The 19,873-nt window shown below is 57.8% G+C and carries 19 protein-coding genes and 1 pseudogene; 3 read left to right on the top strand and 17 right to left on the bottom strand.

All coding sequences use genetic code 11. The features are described 5' to 3' along the window. The first annotated feature begins 23 nt into the window (after positions 1–23). Positions 24–545: a hypothetical protein gene (locus tag KGL31_03755; protein MDE2321018.1), complete on the top strand. Its 522-nt coding sequence runs from the start codon at positions 24–26 to the stop codon at positions 543–545. Between the two features lie 81 nt (positions 546–626). Here KGL31_03755 and KGL31_03750 read toward each other — a convergent pair whose 3' ends face one another. From KGL31_03750 to KGL31_03675, 16 genes and pseudogenes are all read right to left on the bottom strand, one after another. Further along, positions 627–1,193: a Zn-ribbon domain-containing OB-fold protein gene (locus KGL31_03750; GenBank protein ID MDE2321017.1), complete on the bottom strand. Its 567-nt coding sequence runs from the start codon at positions 1,191–1,193 to the stop codon at positions 627–629. A 133-nt stretch (positions 1,194–1,326) separates the two neighbouring features. Next, positions 1,327–2,637 carry a thiolase domain-containing protein gene (locus KGL31_03745; GenBank protein ID MDE2321016.1) on the bottom strand — a complete coding sequence of 437 codons (1,311 nt, stop codon included), beginning with the start codon at positions 2,635–2,637 and terminating at the stop codon, positions 1,327–1,329. Positions 2,638–2,727: 90 nt separating this feature from the next. Then, a complete protein-coding gene (locus KGL31_03740) occupies positions 2,728–2,958 on the bottom strand; it encodes a DUF4926 domain-containing protein (GenBank protein MDE2321015.1) in 231 nt (76 codons plus the stop codon). A gap of 20 nt (positions 2,959–2,978) precedes the next feature. Continuing rightward, complete coding sequence (locus KGL31_03735; protein MDE2321014.1) at positions 2,979–3,311, bottom strand: hypothetical protein; 333 nt, start codon at positions 3,309–3,311, stop codon at positions 2,979–2,981. A gap of 282 nt (positions 3,312–3,593) precedes the next feature. Continuing rightward, positions 3,594–4,001 carry a cobalamin B12-binding domain-containing protein gene (locus KGL31_03730; GenBank protein ID MDE2321013.1) on the bottom strand — a complete coding sequence of 136 codons (408 nt, stop codon included), beginning with the start codon at positions 3,999–4,001 and terminating at the stop codon, positions 3,594–3,596. A 144-nt stretch (positions 4,002–4,145) separates the two neighbouring features. Beyond that, on the bottom strand, positions 4,146–5,840 hold the full coding sequence (locus KGL31_03725) for a methylmalonyl-CoA mutase family protein (protein MDE2321012.1): 1,695 nt from the start codon (positions 5,838–5,840) through the stop codon (positions 4,146–4,148). Between the two features lie 202 nt (positions 5,841–6,042). Next, positions 6,043–8,016 (bottom strand): 4Fe-4S dicluster domain-containing protein, encoded by a 1,974-nt coding sequence (locus KGL31_03720; protein ID MDE2321011.1) that lies wholly within the window; start codon positions 8,014–8,016, stop codon positions 6,043–6,045. Positions 8,017–8,031: 15 nt separating this feature from the next. Then, entirely contained in the window at positions 8,032–9,021 is a 990-nt protein-coding gene (locus tag KGL31_03715) for an electron transfer flavoprotein subunit alpha/FixB family protein (GenBank protein ID MDE2321010.1), read from the bottom strand. 13 nt (positions 9,022–9,034) lie between these two features. Further along, positions 9,035–9,835 carry an electron transfer flavoprotein subunit beta/FixA family protein gene (locus tag KGL31_03710; protein ID MDE2321009.1) on the bottom strand — a complete coding sequence of 267 codons (801 nt, stop codon included), beginning with the start codon at positions 9,833–9,835 and terminating at the stop codon, positions 9,035–9,037. Positions 9,836–9,963: 128 nt separating this feature from the next. Further along, positions 9,964–11,103 carry an acyl-CoA dehydrogenase gene (locus KGL31_03705; protein ID MDE2321008.1) on the bottom strand — a complete coding sequence of 380 codons (1,140 nt, stop codon included), beginning with the start codon at positions 11,101–11,103 and terminating at the stop codon, positions 9,964–9,966. Positions 11,104–11,107: 4 nt separating this feature from the next. After that, entirely contained in the window at positions 11,108–11,890 is a 783-nt protein-coding gene (locus tag KGL31_03700) for an enoyl-CoA hydratase/isomerase family protein (protein ID MDE2321007.1), read from the bottom strand. 37 nt (positions 11,891–11,927) lie between these two features. Continuing rightward, positions 11,928–12,359 carry a DUF4399 domain-containing protein gene (locus KGL31_03695; GenBank protein ID MDE2321006.1) on the bottom strand — a complete coding sequence of 144 codons (432 nt, stop codon included), beginning with the start codon at positions 12,357–12,359 and terminating at the stop codon, positions 11,928–11,930. A gap of 196 nt (positions 12,360–12,555) precedes the next feature. Beyond that, the gene (locus tag KGL31_03690; GenBank protein ID MDE2321005.1) at positions 12,556–14,406 is read right to left on the bottom strand and encodes an AIPR family protein; all 1,851 of its coding nucleotides are present in this window, start codon (positions 14,404–14,406) and stop codon (positions 12,556–12,558) included. Positions 14,407–14,901: 495 nt separating this feature from the next. Further along, positions 14,902–15,120 (bottom strand): BrnA antitoxin family protein, encoded by a 219-nt coding sequence (locus KGL31_03685; GenBank protein ID MDE2321004.1) that lies wholly within the window; start codon positions 15,118–15,120, stop codon positions 14,902–14,904. Continuing rightward, positions 15,117–15,408: pseudogene (locus KGL31_03680) on the bottom strand (BrnT family toxin). Before KGL31_03680 ends, KGL31_03685 begins: the two are co-directional and overlap by 4 nt. A gap of 339 nt (positions 15,409–15,747) precedes the next feature. Beyond that, the gene (locus KGL31_03675) at positions 15,748–16,560 is read right to left on the bottom strand and encodes an ankyrin repeat domain-containing protein (protein ID MDE2321003.1); all 813 of its coding nucleotides are present in this window, start codon (positions 16,558–16,560) and stop codon (positions 15,748–15,750) included. A gap of 546 nt (positions 16,561–17,106) precedes the next feature. Here KGL31_03675 and KGL31_03670 point away from each other — a divergent pair. Beyond that, positions 17,107–17,703 (top strand): hypothetical protein, encoded by a 597-nt coding sequence (locus KGL31_03670; protein MDE2321002.1) that lies wholly within the window; start codon positions 17,107–17,109, stop codon positions 17,701–17,703. Between the two features lie 80 nt (positions 17,704–17,783). Here KGL31_03670 and KGL31_03665 read toward each other — a convergent pair whose 3' ends face one another. After that, on the bottom strand, positions 17,784–18,230 hold the full coding sequence (locus KGL31_03665; GenBank protein MDE2321001.1) for a cupin domain-containing protein: 447 nt from the start codon (positions 18,228–18,230) through the stop codon (positions 17,784–17,786). 635 nt (positions 18,231–18,865) lie between these two features. Between KGL31_03665 and KGL31_03660 the strand changes: the two genes are divergently transcribed. Further along, positions 18,866–19,837 (top strand): thiamine pyrophosphate-dependent dehydrogenase E1 component subunit alpha, encoded by a 972-nt coding sequence (locus KGL31_03660; protein ID MDE2321000.1) that lies wholly within the window; start codon positions 18,866–18,868, stop codon positions 19,835–19,837. Positions 19,838–19,873 lie beyond the last annotated feature (36 nt).

Raw genomic sequence — 19,873 nt, 5'->3', positions numbered from 1 at the left:
CGCGGGCCTCGCCGAGGGGAGTGGTGGCTGCCAATTTCCTCTACGCGATAAACCAATTCTTCCATAATGTGCTCGTCGTCGCCTTCGTGGGAGGATCCTTATATGTGGTCCTGCTCATCCGGGAGCGCCGGAGCGGGGAAGGAAAAGACGCGGCAGATGCCGGAACGGAGGCCTTCCTCCTGAAGCAGCCCCGCAGGGAATTCTGGATCCTGGTGGCCTTGATGACGACAGGAGCCAACTTTGGAGTTCTGAGCCTTGCCTTGTACGGCAAGTTGCCTGACCTCACCCTCATCGCCTGGAGCGCCCTCGCGGGCAAGATCCTCCTCGGGCTCATCTGTCTGGGGATCCTTTGGCGTCTCTGGAAGAGAATCGTTCCCGAGTTGGCGCTGCTCTCGCAGCGCGAGGGAAGCGGAGGCCGCCTGAATCCGTCGGATCAGGGGCGCCTCGCGACCCTCCCCCAGCGGTGGGAAAGATCATGGCTCACCCTCCTGTTCCTCGGCTGGCTTATCCTTTTTTGCGCCGCCGTCCTGCGCTACACATCGTAGGGACAGAGAAACGCAGCGCAGTACCCGGTCCGCACAGCTCGTCCAGATGAAGATAGTCACAATAGGTGGCTTTCATAACCGCTACGCCGGGACGAAGTAGACATCGGTCGGTTTGAACTTGGAGAGACGCCGAAACTTTGCCCGAACCTTCATCCCGACCCAGTTCATTGAAGGGTTCAGCGGACCGACACCAAGCAGCCGCGAGAGAAACAGCGTATCGACACCAGGCCACTCCACCAGGATCAGCACAAAGGGGGTCTCCTTCAGGAACTCCTCGCTCCCGAAGTAACAGACGGTGAAGGTGTGGACCGCGCCGACCTGCGGCAGTTCGAACCAGTCGCACTCAATACCGCAATCCATACAGTGCAGCTTGGGCGTCGCATATTTGTAGCCACACTTCGTGCAGACGGTCCCTAGCAACTTCCCATTAGCCAGGCCGGCAAAGAATGGAGAGTCCTGTCCGTAGCTGTGGATGTAATCAATCTGATACGGCTGCTTGAGGATGATAGGGGCCATAGTTTTGAGCTGGGCCAAGTCCTTGGGGAACGGGACATTGAATAGGACAGTCCCGTCGTCGGTCTCCGGCAACGCGACGGGCTCCTCGTCCGTAAGCTTGCGATTAGCTCTCTCACCCTTGGCGTTCGCCATTGTGCCTCCCTCCTAAGCCTGCCTACCAAACCCCCGTTTACCCTTCGACAAGCTCTGGGTTAACGGTATAGGCATTGAAATACCGGCTTTTTCCCGTTCGTGCTGAGCTTGTCGAAGCACGACATAAGGTTTGTCAGACCTTCTCCATGATGCTCACGGTGACGTATGTCCCGGTGCCGGCGTGGCTGTGTATCGCCCCACGTCTGGCACCCTTGACCTGCAGTCGGTCGTTACCAAAATGCTTTTTGATGCTCCCTTGCAGTTGCCACAAGGCGAAGACCGCCTGCATCAGGCCGGTAGCCCCCACCGGATGGCCGCAGGCGATCAGGCCTCCCGAGGGGTTAACCGGAAGCGTCCCGGGCTTTTTGAGCGTCAGACCGTAGTCGAGGTTAGGCAGAAATGGGTTCCCCTCCTCCGTCCATCGGCCGCCCTCCCCGTACTTACAGAGGCCCATGTCCTCGTAGGTCTGAATCTCAGAGGAGGTATAGGCATCGTGCAGTTCGATGAAATCCAGCTCCTTGATCGGATGGGTGATCCCGGCCATTTCGTAGGCCAGCTTGGCAGCCATCCGGCCTGCCCGAAATGAATGGATGCCCGGGTACTTGAGACCCCGGTAGTCGCTGGCCCGCTCATGCGGGAGCAGCAGCACCTGGCGGTGAGGTCGGTCGGCCATCCGCATCGCGTCAGTCCCACGACCGATGCCAACGATCTTGGCCGGCTTGAGCCGCTTACCACTCGCCTTCTCCAGTTTGTTGACCCCCTCCTCGCTGGCGAGGATCGTGGTTGCTGCCCCATCGGACATAACGCAGATATCCAGACGGGTCAGCGGCCAGGCCACCATCGGCGCGCGACGTACATCTTCGATCGTGAGGAGCCTTCGCTTCTGGGCATAGGGGTTATGAAAGGCGTTATTGTGATTCTTGACTGAGACGTGGGCCATCTGCTCGACGGTCGTGCCGAACTCCTGCATGTGCCGGACCACCATCATCGCGTAGTAACCGCTATAGAAACCGCCCACGGGATAGTCAAAGCTCACATCGGAGGCCAGCGCGATGAATTCATTCCCTTTCCAGGTATTCACATGCGACATCGTCTCGAAGCCGTAGGCCACACAAACATCCATGAGGCCCGAGGCCACCGACTTCCATGCCTCTTGAAAGCAGAGCCCTCCCGTGGCGCCTCCGCCTTCGACCCGGTGGCTCGGCTTTGGACAGAGCCCCAGGTAGTCCTGCACCATGATGCCCGACATCAACTGTCGCTGAAAATGGTCAGAGAAGTACGATGCAACCGATCCGTCTACAATCTCGAAGAACTTCCGGTGCTCGAGCCCGAGGTCCTTGAGGGCATAGTCGTACGCCTCCTTCACCATCGGTTGGAAGGTGACGTCCGGCCGAGCCTTCGCGAACTTGCTCACGCCTCCCGAGACTATGTATACCGGCCGCATAAAGCGCTCTACCCCCTCTCCGTCATTGCGAGCAAAGCGAAGCAATCTCGCGGTTCTTACACTGCTTCACCTCCGCTCAAAAATGTCTACCTATGCCGAGGCAAACTCCCTGGCATGAAGAATCTCACCGCTCCCCATCGGGCGTATATCCGCCTCCGTCAACGTGAGGACCGCAACCGTTTTTCCTTCAGCAGTGACGAACTCAACCTCATACGCCCCCTTGTCAACGTACCGATGTACCACTGCCCCGACGTCGCCCTTCTCCAGGCCGCGCTCAGGAACATCATGGGTGAGCACGACTGTCTCCAGCTCTCGAATCATTTCATCCCCTCCCAACCATATCAGATCGGATATGCAGTTACGAAGCGTGGGGGATCCTGACCCTCTTCAATGATCCACACCGTTCGCAACCTGACCTTATCACCATACGGTGTCGCGATCGAACCATCAACGATATACTTGGTACCGTATGCTGAGGCTGCAGTCTCCACGATCTCTTCTGCGCTGGCAATTCCGATCAAGGCTTGCTGAAGGATCGCCAGGTTTGATTCATCAAACCCGACCCCCCGAAAGAACCTCGCCTTCGATCTCCCGATCGGGTGCGATTGAGATACCAGATAATGTTCCAGCTTGTCGCGATCGACTTGCGCTCTCTCAGCATGTGGCAGCCTCATCCGTTCATCTCATCATTTACAATCTTGCGTCTAGCCCAACGTCCTTGAGGGCATAGTCGTACGCCTCCTTCACCATCGGTGGAAGGTGACGTCCAGCCGAGCCTTCGTGAACTTGCTCACGCCTCCCGAGACCATGTACACCGGCCGCATCGAGACCTCCTCTTTTTGGTAGCAGGACTCACATCCAGCCTAGTTTACGCGGCTGGAATTCATCCCACAAGACCGAAAATATACTTAATGTCGAATCTAGATAATACTTCATAACTACTAGCATATTAAGATTCACTTCCTGATGCTATTTTTCACGAACTCGATCGCTTCGGTCGTAGTCGTACCTGGCGTAAAGATAGTGGCGAGCCCGGCCGCTTTGAGTTTCGGGATGTCATCGGAGGGGATTGTGCCACCACCAAAGACGACGATGTCATCGACCCCACGCTCCTTGAGCAGCTCCATGACCCTTGGGAACAGGTACATATGAGCCCCGGACAGACAGGACATGCCGATGGCATCCACGTCTTCCTGGATGGCCGCGCTCACGATCATCTCGGGGGTCTGCCGAAGCCCGGTGTAGATCACCTCCATCCCGGCGTCGCGGAAGGCTCTGGCGATAACCTTGGCGCCCCGATCGTGCCCGTCAAGGCCCGGCTTGGCGATTAACACGCGGATCTTCTTTTCTACCTTCGCTGCCATTACCAACTCCTGCCACTGTCATTGCGAGTCGCAGGCGAAGCAATCCAACCGTTCTTGCCTGAAATCCGACTCCAACTACGGTGAGATTGCCACGCTCCCTTCGGTCGCTCGCAATAACGATACAGGGGACTTCCAAATCAATAGCTAAATAATCGAGGGCTCCTTGTATTCACCCCAGACCTCGCGAAAGACGCCCATGATCTCGCCCAAGGTCGCATAGGCCCGAACCGCGTCAAGAATCCTCGGCATCAACAGATCCTTGTCCCACGGATCATTCCCGGCTGCCGCTCGACCAAGCGCCTCGAGCGACCGCATCACCACATCCTTGTCGCGCGCGCGGCGAAGCCGCTGAAGACTTTCAATCTGCCGTGCCTCGGCCTCACGGTCGATGGAGAGGGTCGGGATCGGTACTTCTTCGTCTGCCGTGAATCGATTCACGCCAACGATGATCTTCTCGCCCCGTTCGATAGCCTGCTGATATGCGTAGGCGGCATCGGCGATCTCGCGCTGGGGGAAACCCTTCTCGATCGCCCGGATCATCCCGCCCAGGTCATCGATACGCCGGAAATATTCCCAGACCCCCTCCTCCATCTGATTTGTCAACGTCTCGACATAGTAGGAGCCGGCCACCGGATCGATCGTGTTGGTGACGCCGCTCTCATGCGCGATGATCTGCTGCGTCCGCAGCGCGATGGTGGCGGCTTCTTCCGTCGGGAGCGCCAACGCCTCGTCCATGGCGTTGGTGTGCAGCGATTGCGTGCCACCCAGGACGGCCGCCAGCGCCTGGATCGCGACCCTGATGATATTGTTGCGCGGCTGCTGGGCGGTGAGGGAACACCCTGCTGTCTGGGCATGCGTCCGCAACAGCCAGGAACGGGGATCTTTCGCCCCGAACCGCTCCCGCATGATCCGAGCCCACAGCCTTCTGGCCGCCCGGAACTTGGCCACTTCCTCGAACAGGTCGTTGTGGCAATCGAAGAAAAAGGAGAGGCGTGGGGCAAACGCGTCGACCCCAAGACCCGCCTTGATGCTCTCCTCCACATAGACCATTCCATCAGCCAGCGTGAAGGCGAGTTCCTGTAATGCGGTGGCCCCCGCCTCCCGGATATGGTAGCCGCTGATACTGACGGTATTCCAGCGCGGCAGGTGCTGCGCACCGAACAGGATGGTGTCGGTCACCAGCCGGACCGACGGTTCGATCGGATAGATATACTCTTTCTGCGCGATGTACTCTTTCAGGATATCGTTTTGGACCGTACCGCCGATCTGATGGTACGGGACGCCCTGCTTCTCGCAGACGGCAATATACATCGCCCACAAGACTGCGGCGGGAGAGCTGATCGTCATGGAGGTGGTGACCTCGCCGAGCGGAATCCCCTCGAACAGCGTCTCCATATCGGCGAGCGAATCGATGGCAACACCGCACTTGCCCACCTCCCCGGCCGAAGAGGGGTGGTCCGAATCATACCCCATCAAGGTCGGCAGATCGAAGGCGGTGGACAGCCCCATCTGGCCCTGCTCGAGCAGATACTTGAACCGTCGGTTGGTTTCGTCGGCGGTCCCGTACCCGGCGAACATCCGCATGGTCCAGAGCTTGCCGCGGTACATCGTCGGCTGAACCCCGCGGGTGTAGGGGTAGTCGCCGGGAAATCCAAGCTCCCGCAGGTAATCCCATTCGGACAGGTCGGCCGGTGTGTAGAGGCGCTCGACCGGGGTCATTGACGCCGTCGTGAAGCGCTCGGCCCGTTCAGGCGTTTGAGCAAGGGCAGGCTTCAGCGTGTCGGCCTCCCACCGCGCCTTCTCTTCCTCGATCCGCTTCAGGTCGTTCTGCTCAGACATGGTAATCGGACTCTCGCGCAGTGTCTTAGAAATAACTCCACACTGAAAACCCGTTCGGGCTGAGCCTGTCGAAGCCCTGTTTACGCACCCTTCGACAAGCTCAGGGTGAACGGAAGGTATAATTCAAGAATCAGTACATTAGCGATCACAGCTCAGCTACGCCACGGATCACAAGCTAAATGCTAACCTCAGGAGGCTGCATTTATTCTACACTTTGCGCCATCAGCTCTGCCACGTCAAGCGGTCTGGTCCGCCCGATCGCATCCTTCACCTTCAGCGCATCCTCGAACATGATCAGGCAAAAGGGACAGGCGCTCGCCAGTACCTGCGGCTGAAGGGCCAGCGCCTCTTCGGTCCGCTCCCAGCTTACCCGTTTGCCGGCCTTCTTCTCAAGCCACATCAACCCGCCCCCCGCGCCGCAGCAGAAGCCGCGTTCCCGGCATCGGTCCATCTCCTTGACCGCGAGCCCTGGGATGGCGCCAAGAAGCTGTCTGGGCGGGTCGTAGACGCCGTTGTGCCGTCCGAGATAGCACGGGTCGTGAAACGACGCCACGCCATCGATCCGCTTCTCCGGCCGCAGGCGTCCCTCTTTCACCAAGTCGGCCAGCAACTGCGTGTGATGAACAACCTCGTAGCTGCCTCCCAGCTTGGGGTATTCGTTCTTAATCGTATTGAAGCCGTGCGGGCAGGTCGTGACGATCTTCTTGATGCCGTAGCGGTTCAGCGTGGCGATGTTCCCCCTGGCCATCGTCTGGAAGAGATACTCGTTTCCGATCCGTCGGGCTGGGTCCCCCGTGCATCGCTCCTCTTCGCCCAAGATCGCAAAATCGATACCGGCGCGTTGCAGGAGCTTGGCGAAGGCCGCTGCCACCTGTTGGTTTCGCTCATCAAAGGCCGCAGTGCAGCCGACCCAGTATAGTATCTCCGGCGGACCGTCCGCGGCTACGATCTTCACGTCGAGCCCCTTTGCCCAGTCGGTCCTGGAGGCACTCGCCCCACGGAACGGATGGCCCCGCTCTTCCAAGCTTCGCAAGGCCGCCTGCATCGTCTCCGGAAAGGCGGCCTCTTCCATCACCAGGTGGCGACGCATCTCGACGATCTTCGGGATCGGTTCAATGAAGATCGGGCATTCCTGATGGCAGGCCCCACAGGTGGTGCAGGCCCACAGGGCATCGTGGGAGATCACCTCACCGACCATCTTTCGGGAATCCTCTCCGTCGTACACCCGGCGCATGTGATCGCGCAGGTCGATAATCACTCCTTTTGGCGTCAGCGGCTTGCCGGTGGTCCAGGCCGGACAGGCAGCCTGGCAGCGGCCACACTCGGTGCACGCCTCGAGGTCGAGGAGATCCTTCCAGGTGAGCTGGTTGATCGCTCCGGCGCCAAATCGCTCTGCTCGGTCCAGATCGATCGGTCGCAGTACCCCTGAGCCTTCCCGGTTCTTCAGCAGGACATTGGCGGCAGCAGACGTAATGTGCATACCCACGCCATAGGGCAGAAGAGCGATGAAGGTGAAAGCCATGGTGGCATGGGACCACCAGAGGACCCGATGGAGGAAAAGCTGCTGGGCGTGATCAGTCCTACGAAACAGGCTGGATGCCAGCCAGCCGCCCGGAGACCAACGACCCCACGGATCGGCCGTGGCCGAAATCCGCAACCCCTCAATCAGAAATCCGGTCACCAGGATGATGAGAAGCAGCCCCAGCAGAATGCCGTAACTCTCGGCCAGACGAGGCGTCAGGAGCCGATCGGGTCGCAGGCCATAACGCCTGGCGAGCACAATCAGCACGCCGACAATGGCCGCCACCCCGAACAGATCGACGGTCAGCGACATAAAATAGAGGTAAAACTGTCCGCGCAGGGTGGGAATGCCGAGATAGTCCTGAAGGGCTACGAGACAGGTCGCGATAAAGAGGATGATAAACCCCCAGGAGATCAAACGGTGCAGCAGCCCCGAGAGGGGATCTTTGGCGATCCGCCGCTGCCACAAGGCATACGTGACAACGCCTTTGAACCGGTCCCATAGGCTGCCCACGACGGCAGCCGGCTCTCCCGCGAGTATCATGCGGGTATGCCGGTAGATACCGTAGGCGTAGACGACAAGGAAGGGAAAGAACAGCAGGTACAGGAACAGGTGCCCCGGGATGTTCCAGTAGATCTCGCGCATGGGGGTCATGGCAGCACTACTGTTTTATCTTTTCGTTAGTTCCCGGCAGTGTTGGGTCAGCGCAGTCGCTACGGCCTTCCAATCTTCGACGATGCCGAGTTGGGCCACCTTGAAGATCGGCGCCGCGGGATCAGTATTCACCGCCACGATACACTTCGAGCCGGAGATTCCGGCGACGTGCTGGGTCGCGCCGGAGATCCCGAAGGCAAGGTACAGTTCCGGATTGACGGTCCTACCGGTCTGGCCTATCTGCCAGGATGGCGGGACCCATCCGGCATCGGTGGCGGCCCGCGACGCGCCGACAGCGCCCCTCAGGACCTGCGCCAGCTCCTCGAGGAGTTTGAACCCGTCCGATCCGTGTATTCCCCGCCCGCCGCTCACCACGATCTTGGCATCCCCCAGATTGATGCCGGTCGCCTCCTCCTGGACCCGCTTGGTAAGGTGCGTCTTGAGCTGCGAGGCTTCTAGGACTACATCGACTCGGATCTCCTCGCCCGTGCGGCCCTCCTCTCGCACGGCCGGCTCCAGTGTCCGGAGCTTGGCCGTTGCGACGACCGAATTCATGCGAGGCTGGACGACCGCCATCGCCTTCCCCCCGTAGGCCGAGCGTGTAAACTGCAACCGACCGGATGCCTGGTCCAGGTCGAAATCGATGAACTCCCCGATAAAGGCGGCCTGAAGCCGATAGGCCAGGCGCGGGCCCAGCTCGCGTCCTGTCACATCGCCGGGCAGCAATACGACGGACGGCTGAGCGCGCTCGCAGATCTGATGCAGGGCGAGTGTATACGCATCACCTTGATACCCTTTAAGCAAGGGATGCTCAGCTCGATAGACCTGATCGGCACCGTGCGCAAACAGCAACGGAACGTATGAACCGACCTCTGTTCCCAAGATGGCTGCGGCCACCGGCTGGGCCAGCTTCTCCTTCAGCCTGCTTGCGCCTGCAAGCAGTTCCAGCGTATCTCGCGAGAGCCTACCGTCTTTCGTCGTCGCCAACACCAATATACCGGGCATCTCCCTCCTCTCATCAAATCAGCTTGAGCTCGCGCAGCCTGGCCGCCAGGTTCGCGGCCTTTTCCTCCGACGTATTCCCCTCGATCATTTCGCACTTAGACTCTTTGACCGGGATATAGACATCGGTGATCGCGACCTTGGCGGTACCCGAGCCGATTCTCTCCTGGTCGAGCCCGAGATCCGCCGCCTTCCAGACGGGAATCGTCTTCTTGGCGGCTGTCATAATATCCCTCAGCTTGGCGTAGCGGGGAGCATTCGTCTCGTCAGAGCTGATGGCTGCTAGAAGAGGGGTCTTGGCTTCGATCAGCTCATACCCATCCTCTACCACTCGACGAACGACCACCTGTCCATCCTTCACCTCGATCCGGGTGACATATCCGACATACCCGATCTCGAGCTCTTCAGCCAGAAAGGCCGGGACGGCCCGATCTGCCCAGTCCCCCGACTCGCAGCCGGTCAGAATCAGGTCATATGCGCCCGCCTTCCGGATCGTGTTCGCCAGCGCATGGGCAATCCCCCGCTGATCAGAGCCCACCAGAAGCGGCTCATTGACCAGGATCGCCTCGTGGGCGCCCATCGACAACGCGCTTCTCAGCGCGGTCATCGCGGTTGCGCCGCCGATACTGATGGCCGTCACCGTGGCGCCCTGCTTCTCCTTGAGCTGAATCGCCACCTCGAGCGCATTAGCGTCATACGGACTGATGACCAGCGGGTTGTTCCCCTGGACCTGTCGCTTGGTCCGGGGATCGATCATGAACTGGCTCATCGGAATCTCGGGATCGATAATCTGCTTGATACACACAACGATATTCAGTGGCATAGCTCCTTCCTGTCGTTGCGAGCGACCAACGGGAGCGTAGCAATCTCACCGCCGTTGTCCTGAAGGACTGTGAGATTGCTTCGGCTTCGCCTCGCAATGACACAGCCTCTTGCATATCTATTCTAATTCAGCAATTGATGCGCGATTACCAGCCGCTGAATCTCAGACGTTCCCTCGTAGATCTCAGTGATGCGGGCGTCGCGGAATAGCCGCTGGGCCGGAAAATCATAGAGATAGCCGTAGCCGCCGTGAATCTGGAGCGCCTTCGTAGCGGCCCGACTGGCGGTCTCCGACGCGAACAGCTTCGCCATCGCCGATTCCTTGGTATGCCGAAGCCCCTTATCCTTCAGCCAGGCCGCCCGATAGGTGAGCAGCCTCGCCGCTTCTATCTGCACCGCCATATCAGCGATCATCCATTGTATCGCCTGAAACGACGCAATCGGCTTGTCGAAGGCGACCCGCTCCTTGGCGTACCTGATCGAGATGTCCAGCGCCGCCTGGGCGATCCCCACCGCCTGCGCCGCGATGCCGATCCGGCCGGCATCAAGAGTAATCATGGCGATCCTGAACCCCTGCCCAAGCTCGCCCAGCAGGTTGTCGGCAGGTACGCGGCACTGTTCGAAGACGACCTGACAGCAACTGGTACCGTGGAGCCCCAATTTTTTCTCCACCTTCGAGATGGTGAAGCCCGGCGTGCCCTTCTCCACCAGGAAGGCACAGACCCCTTTGGCTCGAAGACGGCGATCGATCGTGGCAAAGACCAGCGCCAGATCAGCCTCCAAGGCATTCGTAATGAAGTTCTTCGTCCCGTTCAGGATGAATGTCTCGCCCTCCCTGACGACCATGGTCTGCTGGGCCGACGCATCCGATCCGGCGCCCGGCTCGCTGAGCGCAAAGCAGCCGAGCAGCTTACCGCCGGCCAGCGGGATCAGGTAGCGCTGCTTTTGGGCCTCCGACCCGAACTTATACAGGGCATCGGCAACCAGCGAGTTGTTAACCGACATAATGACGCTGGTTGAGGCGCAGGCTCGAGCGATCTCCTCCATACCGATAGCGTAGCACACATTGTCCGACCCGGCGCCGCCGTATTCCGTGGGGATCGCCACGCCCATCAGCCCGAGCTCTCCCATCTTCTTGACCGTCTCCTGCGGGAAGAGCCCTTCTTCGTCCACCTGCTTGGCCAGCGGCGCGACCTCTCTGGCGGCGAAGTCGCGTACCATCTCCCGAAACAGGCGCTGTTCCTCAGTCAGCTCGAACTTCATTCGGCTACTTTCCTTTGAACGTAGGCGGACGTTTCTCCAGGAAGGCGCTCACGCCCTCGGCCTTGTCCTCAGTCGCAAAGCAGAGCGCAAACAACTGAGCCTCATGGGCAAGCGCTCGCTCCAGCGCCATATCATACCCGTCCTCAATCGCCTCCTTGGCTGCTCTGACCGCCAATGGACCCTTCATGACCAGCTTGTCGGCAAGCTTTCTCACCTCGACCATCAGTTGATCGGCCGGAACGACCTTGTTCAGCAGACCGAGACCCCATGCCTCCTGAGCATCGATCATCTCGCCGGTCAGCACAAGCGCTTTCGCGCGCTGTTTGCCGATCAGCCGCGCCAACCGTTGCGTTCCTCCGGCGCCCGGGATAATCCCGAGGTTGATCTCAGGCTGGCCGATCCTGGCCGCCTCCGACGCATAGACCATGTCACAGGCCATCAACAGCTCGCACCCTCCACCCAGCGCATACCCGTTGACCGCAGCAATGACCGGCTTTGGCAACCGCTCGATCTCCAGAAAGAGCTGCTGGAGGCGCCGGACAAACATCCACGCGTCAATCGGGCTCATCGCCTTGAACTCGGTGATGTCGGCCCCGGCAGCGAACGCCTTGTCCCCTGCGCCCGTGATCACCACCACCCGGACGCCCGGGTCGTCCCGGACCTGGCGTACCGCCTGTTCCAACTCCCCGACCATCGCCAGATTGATCGCATTCAGCGCCTTTGGGCGGTTCAATGTGATGATCGCGAGGCTGCCCTCCATCTGCAATTCAAGCGTCTGGAAGTCCATGGCTCCCTCCGATTCCATTTTATCTTCGACTGCCTCGTCACTTCACGGTGAGGGTGATTTTCTGCGTCATACCGGCACCCGCCAGTGCAATATGTGCCCCGTCAGCGGCCTGTAAACACAGGGTGTGGGTACCGGATGACAAGGCCAGTTCAGCTTCCATCTGCCCCTTACCGTAGTGCAGGTGGGTGGCATCCGCCGGCACTACCTTGCCGGCGGCTACGCAGTCAGTGTCCACCATGATGTGAAGATGACCCGCTCCAGCCTTGACTTTCCCGGCGGGTTCGATGCCAAAGTTCTCTGCACCCATTGTGACCTTCACTGGACTGATAACGGTCGCACCATCGCGCGGCGAGGTAAAGAACACGCGGGCTTGGCCGGCGGCGTGCGCCGCGTAGGTCGAGGGCCCGACCACGAGCAGGAGCAGAGCCAAGGCAAATGCTGATCGAGACGTACGCTTTGAAACGTTCATGATGTACCTCCTGGATGGCTAGTGAGCCACTCCATGTGCTAGCGGATAGCTAATTGACATAGTGCGACTCTTGTCGGTGACTCAAACCAATTTCACAATGAGATACGGCGGGCCGTCTACCGCGGAGTTTCACGTAACCGCCTACACCCATGGCGGCCCACTGGTAGCTCCATCGCGAGTTCAGCACGCCCCATTCCTATTCCTCGGGTGCGGCCCATTCAATTTCATTATCAAGGTTCTCGAAGGCCTTAAATGGGTCCACCTGCGACAGTTTCAGCGTAGCCAGACAACTTTGATATGCCGAGGCCATATTCTCATTCGATTTACTTTCTAGGGACATGAAACGGTCCTTCAATTCACGCTTGACTTTAGAGTGGTAATTATCCAACCAAGAACAGACCTTCTCTCGAAAGAGTTTCTTGCCTCCCCAGAGGGTTGTTCCGAAAGTTATGATGTCGCCGTGCCTCTCCTCCTTTGCCAGGTAGCGTGTGAGCAGCGCCATTGTATAGTAAGTGAGGCTGCTCGGCTTCGGGGCCCCTGGGTTAGGCTCAAGGTCAAGGTTCTTTTTGAGCACCACACCGAGGACATTGTGAAGATTCTGAAGAAAGACACAAAACGCTATAGAACTCACGTGGGATGGCGCGAACGTCTTCGCGTACAACCTATCACTTTCGAAGATGTCATTCGGATGATGGGCTGCGTGGATCTCTCCTGCTACCGCAGCGATGGATCGGGCGAGATCCACGATCGAAACATAGGAGCCAGCCGTCTGGGCATAGATGTCTGCGAGAAGCTCCGGGTTCGTTCGCTCCAGCTGCTCAAAAGCGCCCTCCTGTCGCTGGTAGAATATATTGTGCCTACGAAAGCGTTGCTCCAGTTCGAGTTGTTCCGAGTCGTTCGCCCGGAGTGCAGCGGCGGAAATCGAGTTTTGGCGGTTGTTCGCAACGGTGACCCGCCTCACGAGTTCTTCGCTCTTTGTCGTAATCACGCGAACAGGAATGCGAACACGCTTCCAAAGATCCTCGTTGAGCTTCCCCTTGGCAGATGCGTCCGTTGCGAACATATGGGCTGTCTTTATCGTCTGACAACCATTCAAAACATACGGGTCGCGCACCCTGCAGAGCCCATTGTCGACTTCCGCCTCGCGGGCAAAGATCGTCACCCCATTGTGGTAGAATGCGAACAACTCAGGCGAATCCTCTCCTTGCGTCACAAGGCGCTTGAGTGTCTCTCGAATCTTGCCCGATGGTCCGGTCTCGACATTTGCCTTTCTGCTGATAAAGTAGCGGATGTTCTTAGAGAAAAGCTCGCTACGTCTCTCGTTGTATAACTTGACCAACTCCGCAAGGACCCCTATGCCGTAGAAAAAGGCTGCATCCTGTCCCGAATGAGTCGTCCTGCACGAGACTGCCTCTAGCGTCAAGTTTGACCAGACGGGCGGTGCCTGTACGTCCGCGACATGGAACGCGAAATCGGCGGGTCCCAGAAACGACGTTGTGACGGTGTGCTCGGAGAGGTGCTCCGATGCTGCCTCAAGCAGCATGGCGCGCGCCGGCTCCGTCTTCTTATAGATATACTCCGGATCTTCGCCGGAAAGATGGATAACGACAAAGTCGATGGCGAGCGCACTACGCTCTTCGTGTGAAAGCCGGTTTAGCGTTGCACGTAGATTCACGACCACCTTGTTCTCCAGAAGGGCGATGCTTTCCTCGCCTCGAAGGAGCCTAGCCACCAGTGGGACTCCCTTTCTTGCAACTTCCCGAAAGCTCTCGGCGATCAGGGCATGCTTGATGGTGTACTTGCTCTGGATGATCACAAGGCGATTGCGACCTTCGTTGCGGTGCAGATGAAAGGCATCGATCGCAGAGTCATGCCCCTTGGGGCCTGACTCAAGTGCGGGGTCCGAAGTTTGCGCGATGGCTACCGTCTCGGGAATCTGAAACCTGCGGGTCAGATACCACGCAGGGAAACAATCCTCGGCCTTCCCGCCATAGGCCGTCTTTACGCGAAATGCCTCTACCTGTGTTCGGACAAGGGTCGAGTCCATGTACCCTCCCTGATTGAGCATACTGATTTGTCTATCCCGATTAGGCGATTCATGTAGTTAAGGCGGATTCTATTGTGTTCTTCAGTAGTTAGCAAGGGATATCTTCACGGCCGAGATGGGACAAACACCGGTCAGTCTCGCCACCTCTTGCTTCAGAAACTCCGGGAGGGTCCCCTGGAAACAGGACAGCCCTTTGGGGCTTCCCGTATCCCAAGGGGCTGTGACAGATTCCTCCCGCTGAGCGCTGGTGCGGTTGGCTTATCGGCTCTCTCTGGCTGCTATGACCACCCCACCTCGCGGTGACACCCCTTCGGCAGGCTCAGAGCAGGCTTTTGCTCTGCTCCTCGCCTCCCGCCTGCTGGTAGGCGGGTTGGCTCGGCGCGAGGACTCTTGCTTCGCTCGCTCTGTGTCATGCCTGACACACTCGTATGCCTCGCTGGTCGTTGGCAGCCGGAGGTTGACGGCCATCCGTGTGTAGGCAATGGTTGGCCGATGTTATGCTGCAGGTATCCACTTCATTGCTAATCGACGCCGTGACGCCGCACAATCACGAAGATACATATTGATTAGCGTTTGATACGGGACGCTTACCTCTTCAGCGAGTTTTCTAAAATATTCGATGGTTGCATCGTCTACCCGGATGGTGAGCTGTCTCTTCACGCGCTTGGCGTAAGGATTCCTTGTTGCCTTTGAAAAGTCATATCCCTTTCTCATATTCTCCTCCTTCGCATATATTGTGATGTCTCTGATTTAGTGGCCTTCCAGACAGAGATTATGCGGACTGTATCCGATTCTTCTCGATAACAGTGACATACCACAAGCAGTCGGGCAATCGCGCTGAGGCCCAAAAGAAGAAATCGGTCTTCATCTTCCGAGTGGTCGGGATCATGCATGCATGAACAAGGCATTATCATCGGCGAATACTATCTGGCCTTCTTCGAATGAGACGCCATGCTTTTTCTTGTTGATGGCGTTTTTTCGTTCGTCCCAGACAAAGCAAATTGTACCCGTATGTACGACATACCGACAATGTCACTACACGTCAAGGCTTTGTTGCCTGCTTCAGATGCTCCGGGAGGGTCCCCTGGAAACAGGACAGCCCCTTGGGGCTCACCGTACCCCAAAGGGCTGTGACAGATTCCTCCCGCTGGACGCGGATCGGTTGGCTTATCGTTTTCCAGTGGCCGTTAAGCAGGTCGGCTCCGCAATCACCTGGCGCGAGAACTCTCACCTCGCTTGTTCTGTGTCATACCTGGCACACACGCAGAACTGTGACACACTGCCCGCGACCTATGTCGTCATAGAGAGAAATGTCAATGTTTGAAACTCGGTGCCTTTTTCTTAGCGCGCTCCGTGCTTCTCCAGCAGTTCAGCAACTTTCGGATGATGATTCGAAGACGCATACATCAGGGCCGTCCCGCCATTACTAGCCTTGGCGTTGACATCAGCGCCTTTATTGAGCAGCAACTCCGCAACCTCGGAATGCCCATTCCCAGACGAATATATCAAGGCCGTTAGGCGATTATTATCCCTCGCATTCACATCGGCCCCTTTATTGAGAAGCAGCTCTGCGACCCCGGAATGACCACTCAAGGCTGCACGCATCAGGGCCGTCTCGCCATCATTATCGCTTGCGTTCACATCAGCGCCTTGATTGAGCAGCAACTCCGCAACCTCGACATGACCTTTCTCAGACGCACGCATCAGGGCCGTGTCGCCACCATCATTGCTTGCGTTCACATCAGCGCCTTGATTGAGCAGCAGCCCTACAACTCCGGTTTGTCCATACCAAGACGCCCGCATCGTGGCGGTCCCGCCATCACTAGCCTTGGCATTGACATCAGCGCCTTGATTGAGCAGAAGCCCTGCGACCCCGGAATGCCCTCGCTCAGCCGCCCGCATCAGAGCGGTCCCGCCATCACTAGCCTTGGCGTTGACATCAGCGCCTTTATTGAGCAGCATCTGTGAAATCCCGGAATGCCCGTGCCAGGACGCATGCATCAGGGCAGTCCAGCCATCTTGGTCCCTCGCGTTCACATCAGCGCCTTCAGCTAACAGGCTCTTGACTTTTTCGGTGGATCCAGATTTGGACGCCTCGATGAGCTTTTCAGCAGACTTCCCACCACTCTCAAACAATGAGCCAAAGAAACCCATATAACTTCCTTTCAGATCTTACACCCCAGCCCGTCCACCTCGTCCAGCAAGTGGCTAAGGCCGATCCCCCGCCAGGACGCCACACGAACTCATCATACTGGGCCTTGTACTCCGAAGCGTGAGACGATTCCTTCCCATACTTTTTCGTAGTATGTCTCTCTTAACGTTTCGAATCGCTCAGGGGGAAGCCGTCCAAGCTCCTCGACACCAATCCGCTTCTTGGATTTTCCAAACTGCCCACCAATCATTTCGGGTGAGCCTCACTTCGTCTGTCGCGTTACAAGGCGCTGCAAAAGCTGGTGAACGTATTAGTCGGGCTGACTCCATTAACTATTTTTGTAGTTAGGGCGGATTCTATTGTGTTGTTCAGGAGTTAGCAAGAGATATCTCACGCAAGGCTACGGGAACGGGGAGAGTCTGGCGCTTGACGCCTTAGCGGGCCTGTGCTAGAAGGAACGCACCACAAGCCACGGGGCCGGGCCGGGTCTGTCACAAGTGTGTGGCTTTCTACGAAGTCACGCGAGCGAAAAGAATTACGGAGCCTCTATGGATCATCACGCATTCATCAAAGAGCTCGAAGAGTTACGCGGCTGCGAGTTTATGTATCTGCGCGAAAGCCGGAAGATTGAGGATCTGGTTCAATCGTACCTGGAATCGCCGGAACTTCACAGCCTCGATCGCAATAGGCAGCTTCTCTATCACTTGCTCAACTCTGAGTACGCTCCCCTTCAGCGATTCACACGGACTGGCTTGCAGCCGGACGGATTTTGGGTTCGTACGTTCCCGCGAGTTGGACCTTGGATCATTTACGCCGGGGTCATCACCATCTGGGTGTTGGGTATCATTTATGCGCTCTTCTCGCACGGCTTCAACCGTCAGTCTCTTGGGGCGTGGGCTTTGGTTGTTCTGATGACAGGCTACATAGCGTATTACCTGCGTGGTTGGTTACGGCTCAGAGCGATCACAGATGAAGTGCGGGGACTTTTCGATCGCGAGATCCTGCATGGTCACTTCGATCCAACGACCCTGAGTGATCGTCTTCATGTGCTGAAGCAAAAGGGATTGCGGGTTCACCCAAACGCCTTTGCGCTGCTTCAGTTACAGCAACACCTGCAAGGTCCACCGGCGAACTCCGACACTTAACGGCGTACATGAAAACGTTGGTATCGGGATTTTACCCCTCGTGAGAGGGCCGGCTTCCACAACTGGTTCGACCTGATTGATCACGGCATAGTCAATCGAGAAATTACCTCTCCATACCGAGGGAATTTCTCAATAAGACATTGGCGATTGCCGATCTCGAATAGTTCAAAACGAAACGCCGGCGCACACACGACTGATCCAAATGCATAGGGAACTCCATCGCCGATTTCAGCGGCTTGCCAACAATTCTTCGGAACCGCGATAACCGGGGATTCGCCCGCAGAAACGTCAGGGCCTAATGTGAGCGATCTGAGTCTCCCTCTCGTATCGATGGTATGAAGCGTGATCTTGCCGTAATGAATATACCAGAGCTCTTCATTGTTGAGGACACGATGGAATGCTGAAAACGTTCCCGGAAGCATCAACCAATGGCCCGAGGTGCGATATTCATCGCGATGGGTCTCGACAAATTTCAACCCCTCTGGGTGGTCATACCAATCGTAACGTTTGATGAGTTGATCGAGCATAGTTCAGAAGAAGGGTGGACCTATCAGGTAAGCTGATCAGCCTATCCTGACCAACTGTTCTTGAAGCTGGCCCAAAACTCTATAACCTTTCCAGACACTTAACAAGAAAGTTGTATGGGCCGGGATCAACCCCGTCCCTACGGTGAGAGAGAACAGTGATCTCCTGTAGCAGAGCTCAAGCGCCATATGCTATGGTAAAAGCGGTCATTGGGGGGAGCGGTGAGGCGAACCAATGACGCGGTGGAGTAAGAGATGTCGCAACGGCAGATACACAAATACACACGAAGAGCCACCCGCCTACTGCTGATTGTGGCGGCTGTCGCGATTGCTTTGATCGTCCTGATGATGTTCGCCGCAGGGCGTTGAGAACACGGATGGCGAAGGTTGTCGTATATGTGATCCAAGAATAGAGATTGATCGCGCAACCCATTCATTTGCCTGTCATTGCGAGCACCCGAAGGGTGCGCGGCAATCTCAGCGTGGAACGGTTGGATTGCTTCGCTGCGCTCGCAATGACGCATTCTAATGTTCATTCTTGGGCATGACGAAATGATTTACAAACTCGGTTTCGACCAATTATACTACGGCCGGTCGAGACGAAGCCGCTCTTTACAACGGAGGGGAGAGGTGACGTGATAGGGGTCCAGAAGCCCACACCAGCGGAACTACGCAACATTTACTACTACCTCAAGCTCACCCGCGGCCTGGAACAGCGGGTGATTACGCTCTACCGACAGGGTAAGATCGTCGGCGGCGTCTACCTCGGCACCGGCGAAGAGGCCATCGCAGTGGGTAGCGCCTCCGCACTGGAGCCAGACGATGTCATCGCCCCCACTCATCGGGACCTCGGCGCGAATCTCACGAAGGGAATCACGCCGAAGGAGTATATGGCCCAGTACCTGGCCAAGCAGACCGGACTGACCCGGGGACGGGATGGTAATGTTCATTTCGGCGATATCACACGAGGCATCATCGGATTCATCAGTCCGATGGCCGACCTGCTGCCGGTGGCGGCGGGCGTTGCCCTCACCTTCAAGCTTCGGCGCGAGCGGCGAGTAGTCGCGGCCTTCTTCGGCGATGGCGCGTCAAGTCGCGGTGATTTTCATGAGGCTTTGAACTTCGCGGCGGTGCTGAAACTGCCCGTCGTCTTCGTCTGCCACAACAATCAGTACGCCTACTCCACCCCGCTCTCCCGTCAGATGGCTGTCGAGCATATAGCCGATCGCGCCAAGGCCTATGGGATGCCGGGCATCATCGTGGATGGCAACGATGTGCTCGCTGTCCGCGACTCCGTCTCCGAGGCGGTCGCTCGCGCGAGAGCGGGCGAAGGCCCTGCGCTCGTGGAAGGCAAAACGATGCGGATGCGAGGTCATGCCGAGCATGATGACGCCCTGTATGTTCCACCTGCCCTGCTCGAAGAGTGGCGAAAGCGGGATCCCATCGATCGATTCGCAGCGTATCTGCGGGACTGCAAGCTCCTTGATGACACTTCCGCCAAGGAGATCGACGACCGCATCGCGAAGGAGATCGAGGAGGCGGTCCTATTCGCAGAATCAAGCCCGCTTCCGGATGCAAAGGAGCTTCTCGATGGAGTCTACGCCGCTTAGCTGCCGGCTAACAGCTATTCGCCATATGTGAGGAGA

The sequence above is a fragment of the Candidatus Methylomirabilota bacterium genome, from assembly GCA_028870115.1.
Taxonomy (GTDB): Bacteria; Methylomirabilota; Methylomirabilia; order Methylomirabilales; family Methylomirabilaceae; genus Methylomirabilis.
This window is presented reverse-complemented; position numbering and strand designations above follow the sequence as displayed.

Bases quoted from the DNA above. Each gene is read 5' to 3' on its own strand.
- KGL31_03750 (MDE2321017.1), bottom strand. From the start codon at position 1,193: ATGGCGAACGCCAAGGGTGAGAGAGCTAATCGCAAGCTTACGGACGAG.
- KGL31_03745 (MDE2321016.1), bottom strand. From the start codon at position 2,637: ATGCGGCCGGTATACATAGTCTCGGGAGGCGTGAGCAAGTTCGCGAAG.
- KGL31_03740 (MDE2321015.1), bottom strand. From the start codon at position 2,958: ATGATTCGAGAGCTGGAGACAGTCGTGCTCACCCATGATGTTCCTGAG.
- KGL31_03735 (MDE2321014.1), bottom strand. From the start codon at position 3,311: ATGAGGCTGCCACATGCTGAGAGAGCGCAAGTCGATCGCGACAAGCTG.
- KGL31_03730 (MDE2321013.1), bottom strand. From the start codon at position 4,001: ATGGCAGCGAAGGTAGAAAAGAAGATCCGCGTGTTAATCGCCAAGCCG.
- KGL31_03725 (MDE2321012.1), bottom strand. From the start codon at position 5,840: ATGTCTGAGCAGAACGACCTGAAGCGGATCGAGGAAGAGAAGGCGCGG.
- KGL31_03720 (MDE2321011.1), bottom strand. From the start codon at position 8,016: ATGACCCCCATGCGCGAGATCTACTGGAACATCCCGGGGCACCTGTTC.
- KGL31_03715 (MDE2321010.1), bottom strand. From the start codon at position 9,021: ATGCCCGGTATATTGGTGTTGGCGACGACGAAAGACGGTAGGCTCTCG.
- KGL31_03705 (MDE2321008.1), bottom strand. From the start codon at position 11,103: ATGAAGTTCGAGCTGACTGAGGAACAGCGCCTGTTTCGGGAGATGGTA.
- KGL31_03700 (MDE2321007.1), bottom strand. From the start codon at position 11,890: ATGGACTTCCAGACGCTTGAATTGCAGATGGAGGGCAGCCTCGCGATC.
- KGL31_03695 (MDE2321006.1), bottom strand. From the start codon at position 12,359: ATGAACGTTTCAAAGCGTACGTCTCGATCAGCATTTGCCTTGGCTCTG.
- KGL31_03690 (MDE2321005.1), bottom strand. From the start codon at position 14,406: ATGGACTCGACCCTTGTCCGAACACAGGTAGAGGCATTTCGCGTAAAG.
- KGL31_03685 (MDE2321004.1), bottom strand. From the start codon at position 15,120: ATGAGAAAGGGATATGACTTTTCAAAGGCAACAAGGAATCCTTACGCC.
- KGL31_03675 (MDE2321003.1), bottom strand. From the start codon at position 16,560: ATGGGTTTCTTTGGCTCATTGTTTGAGAGTGGTGGGAAGTCTGCTGAA.
- KGL31_03670 (MDE2321002.1), top strand. From the start codon at position 17,107: ATGGATCATCACGCATTCATCAAAGAGCTCGAAGAGTTACGCGGCTGC.
- KGL31_03665 (MDE2321001.1), bottom strand. From the start codon at position 18,230: ATGCTCGATCAACTCATCAAACGTTACGATTGGTATGACCACCCAGAG.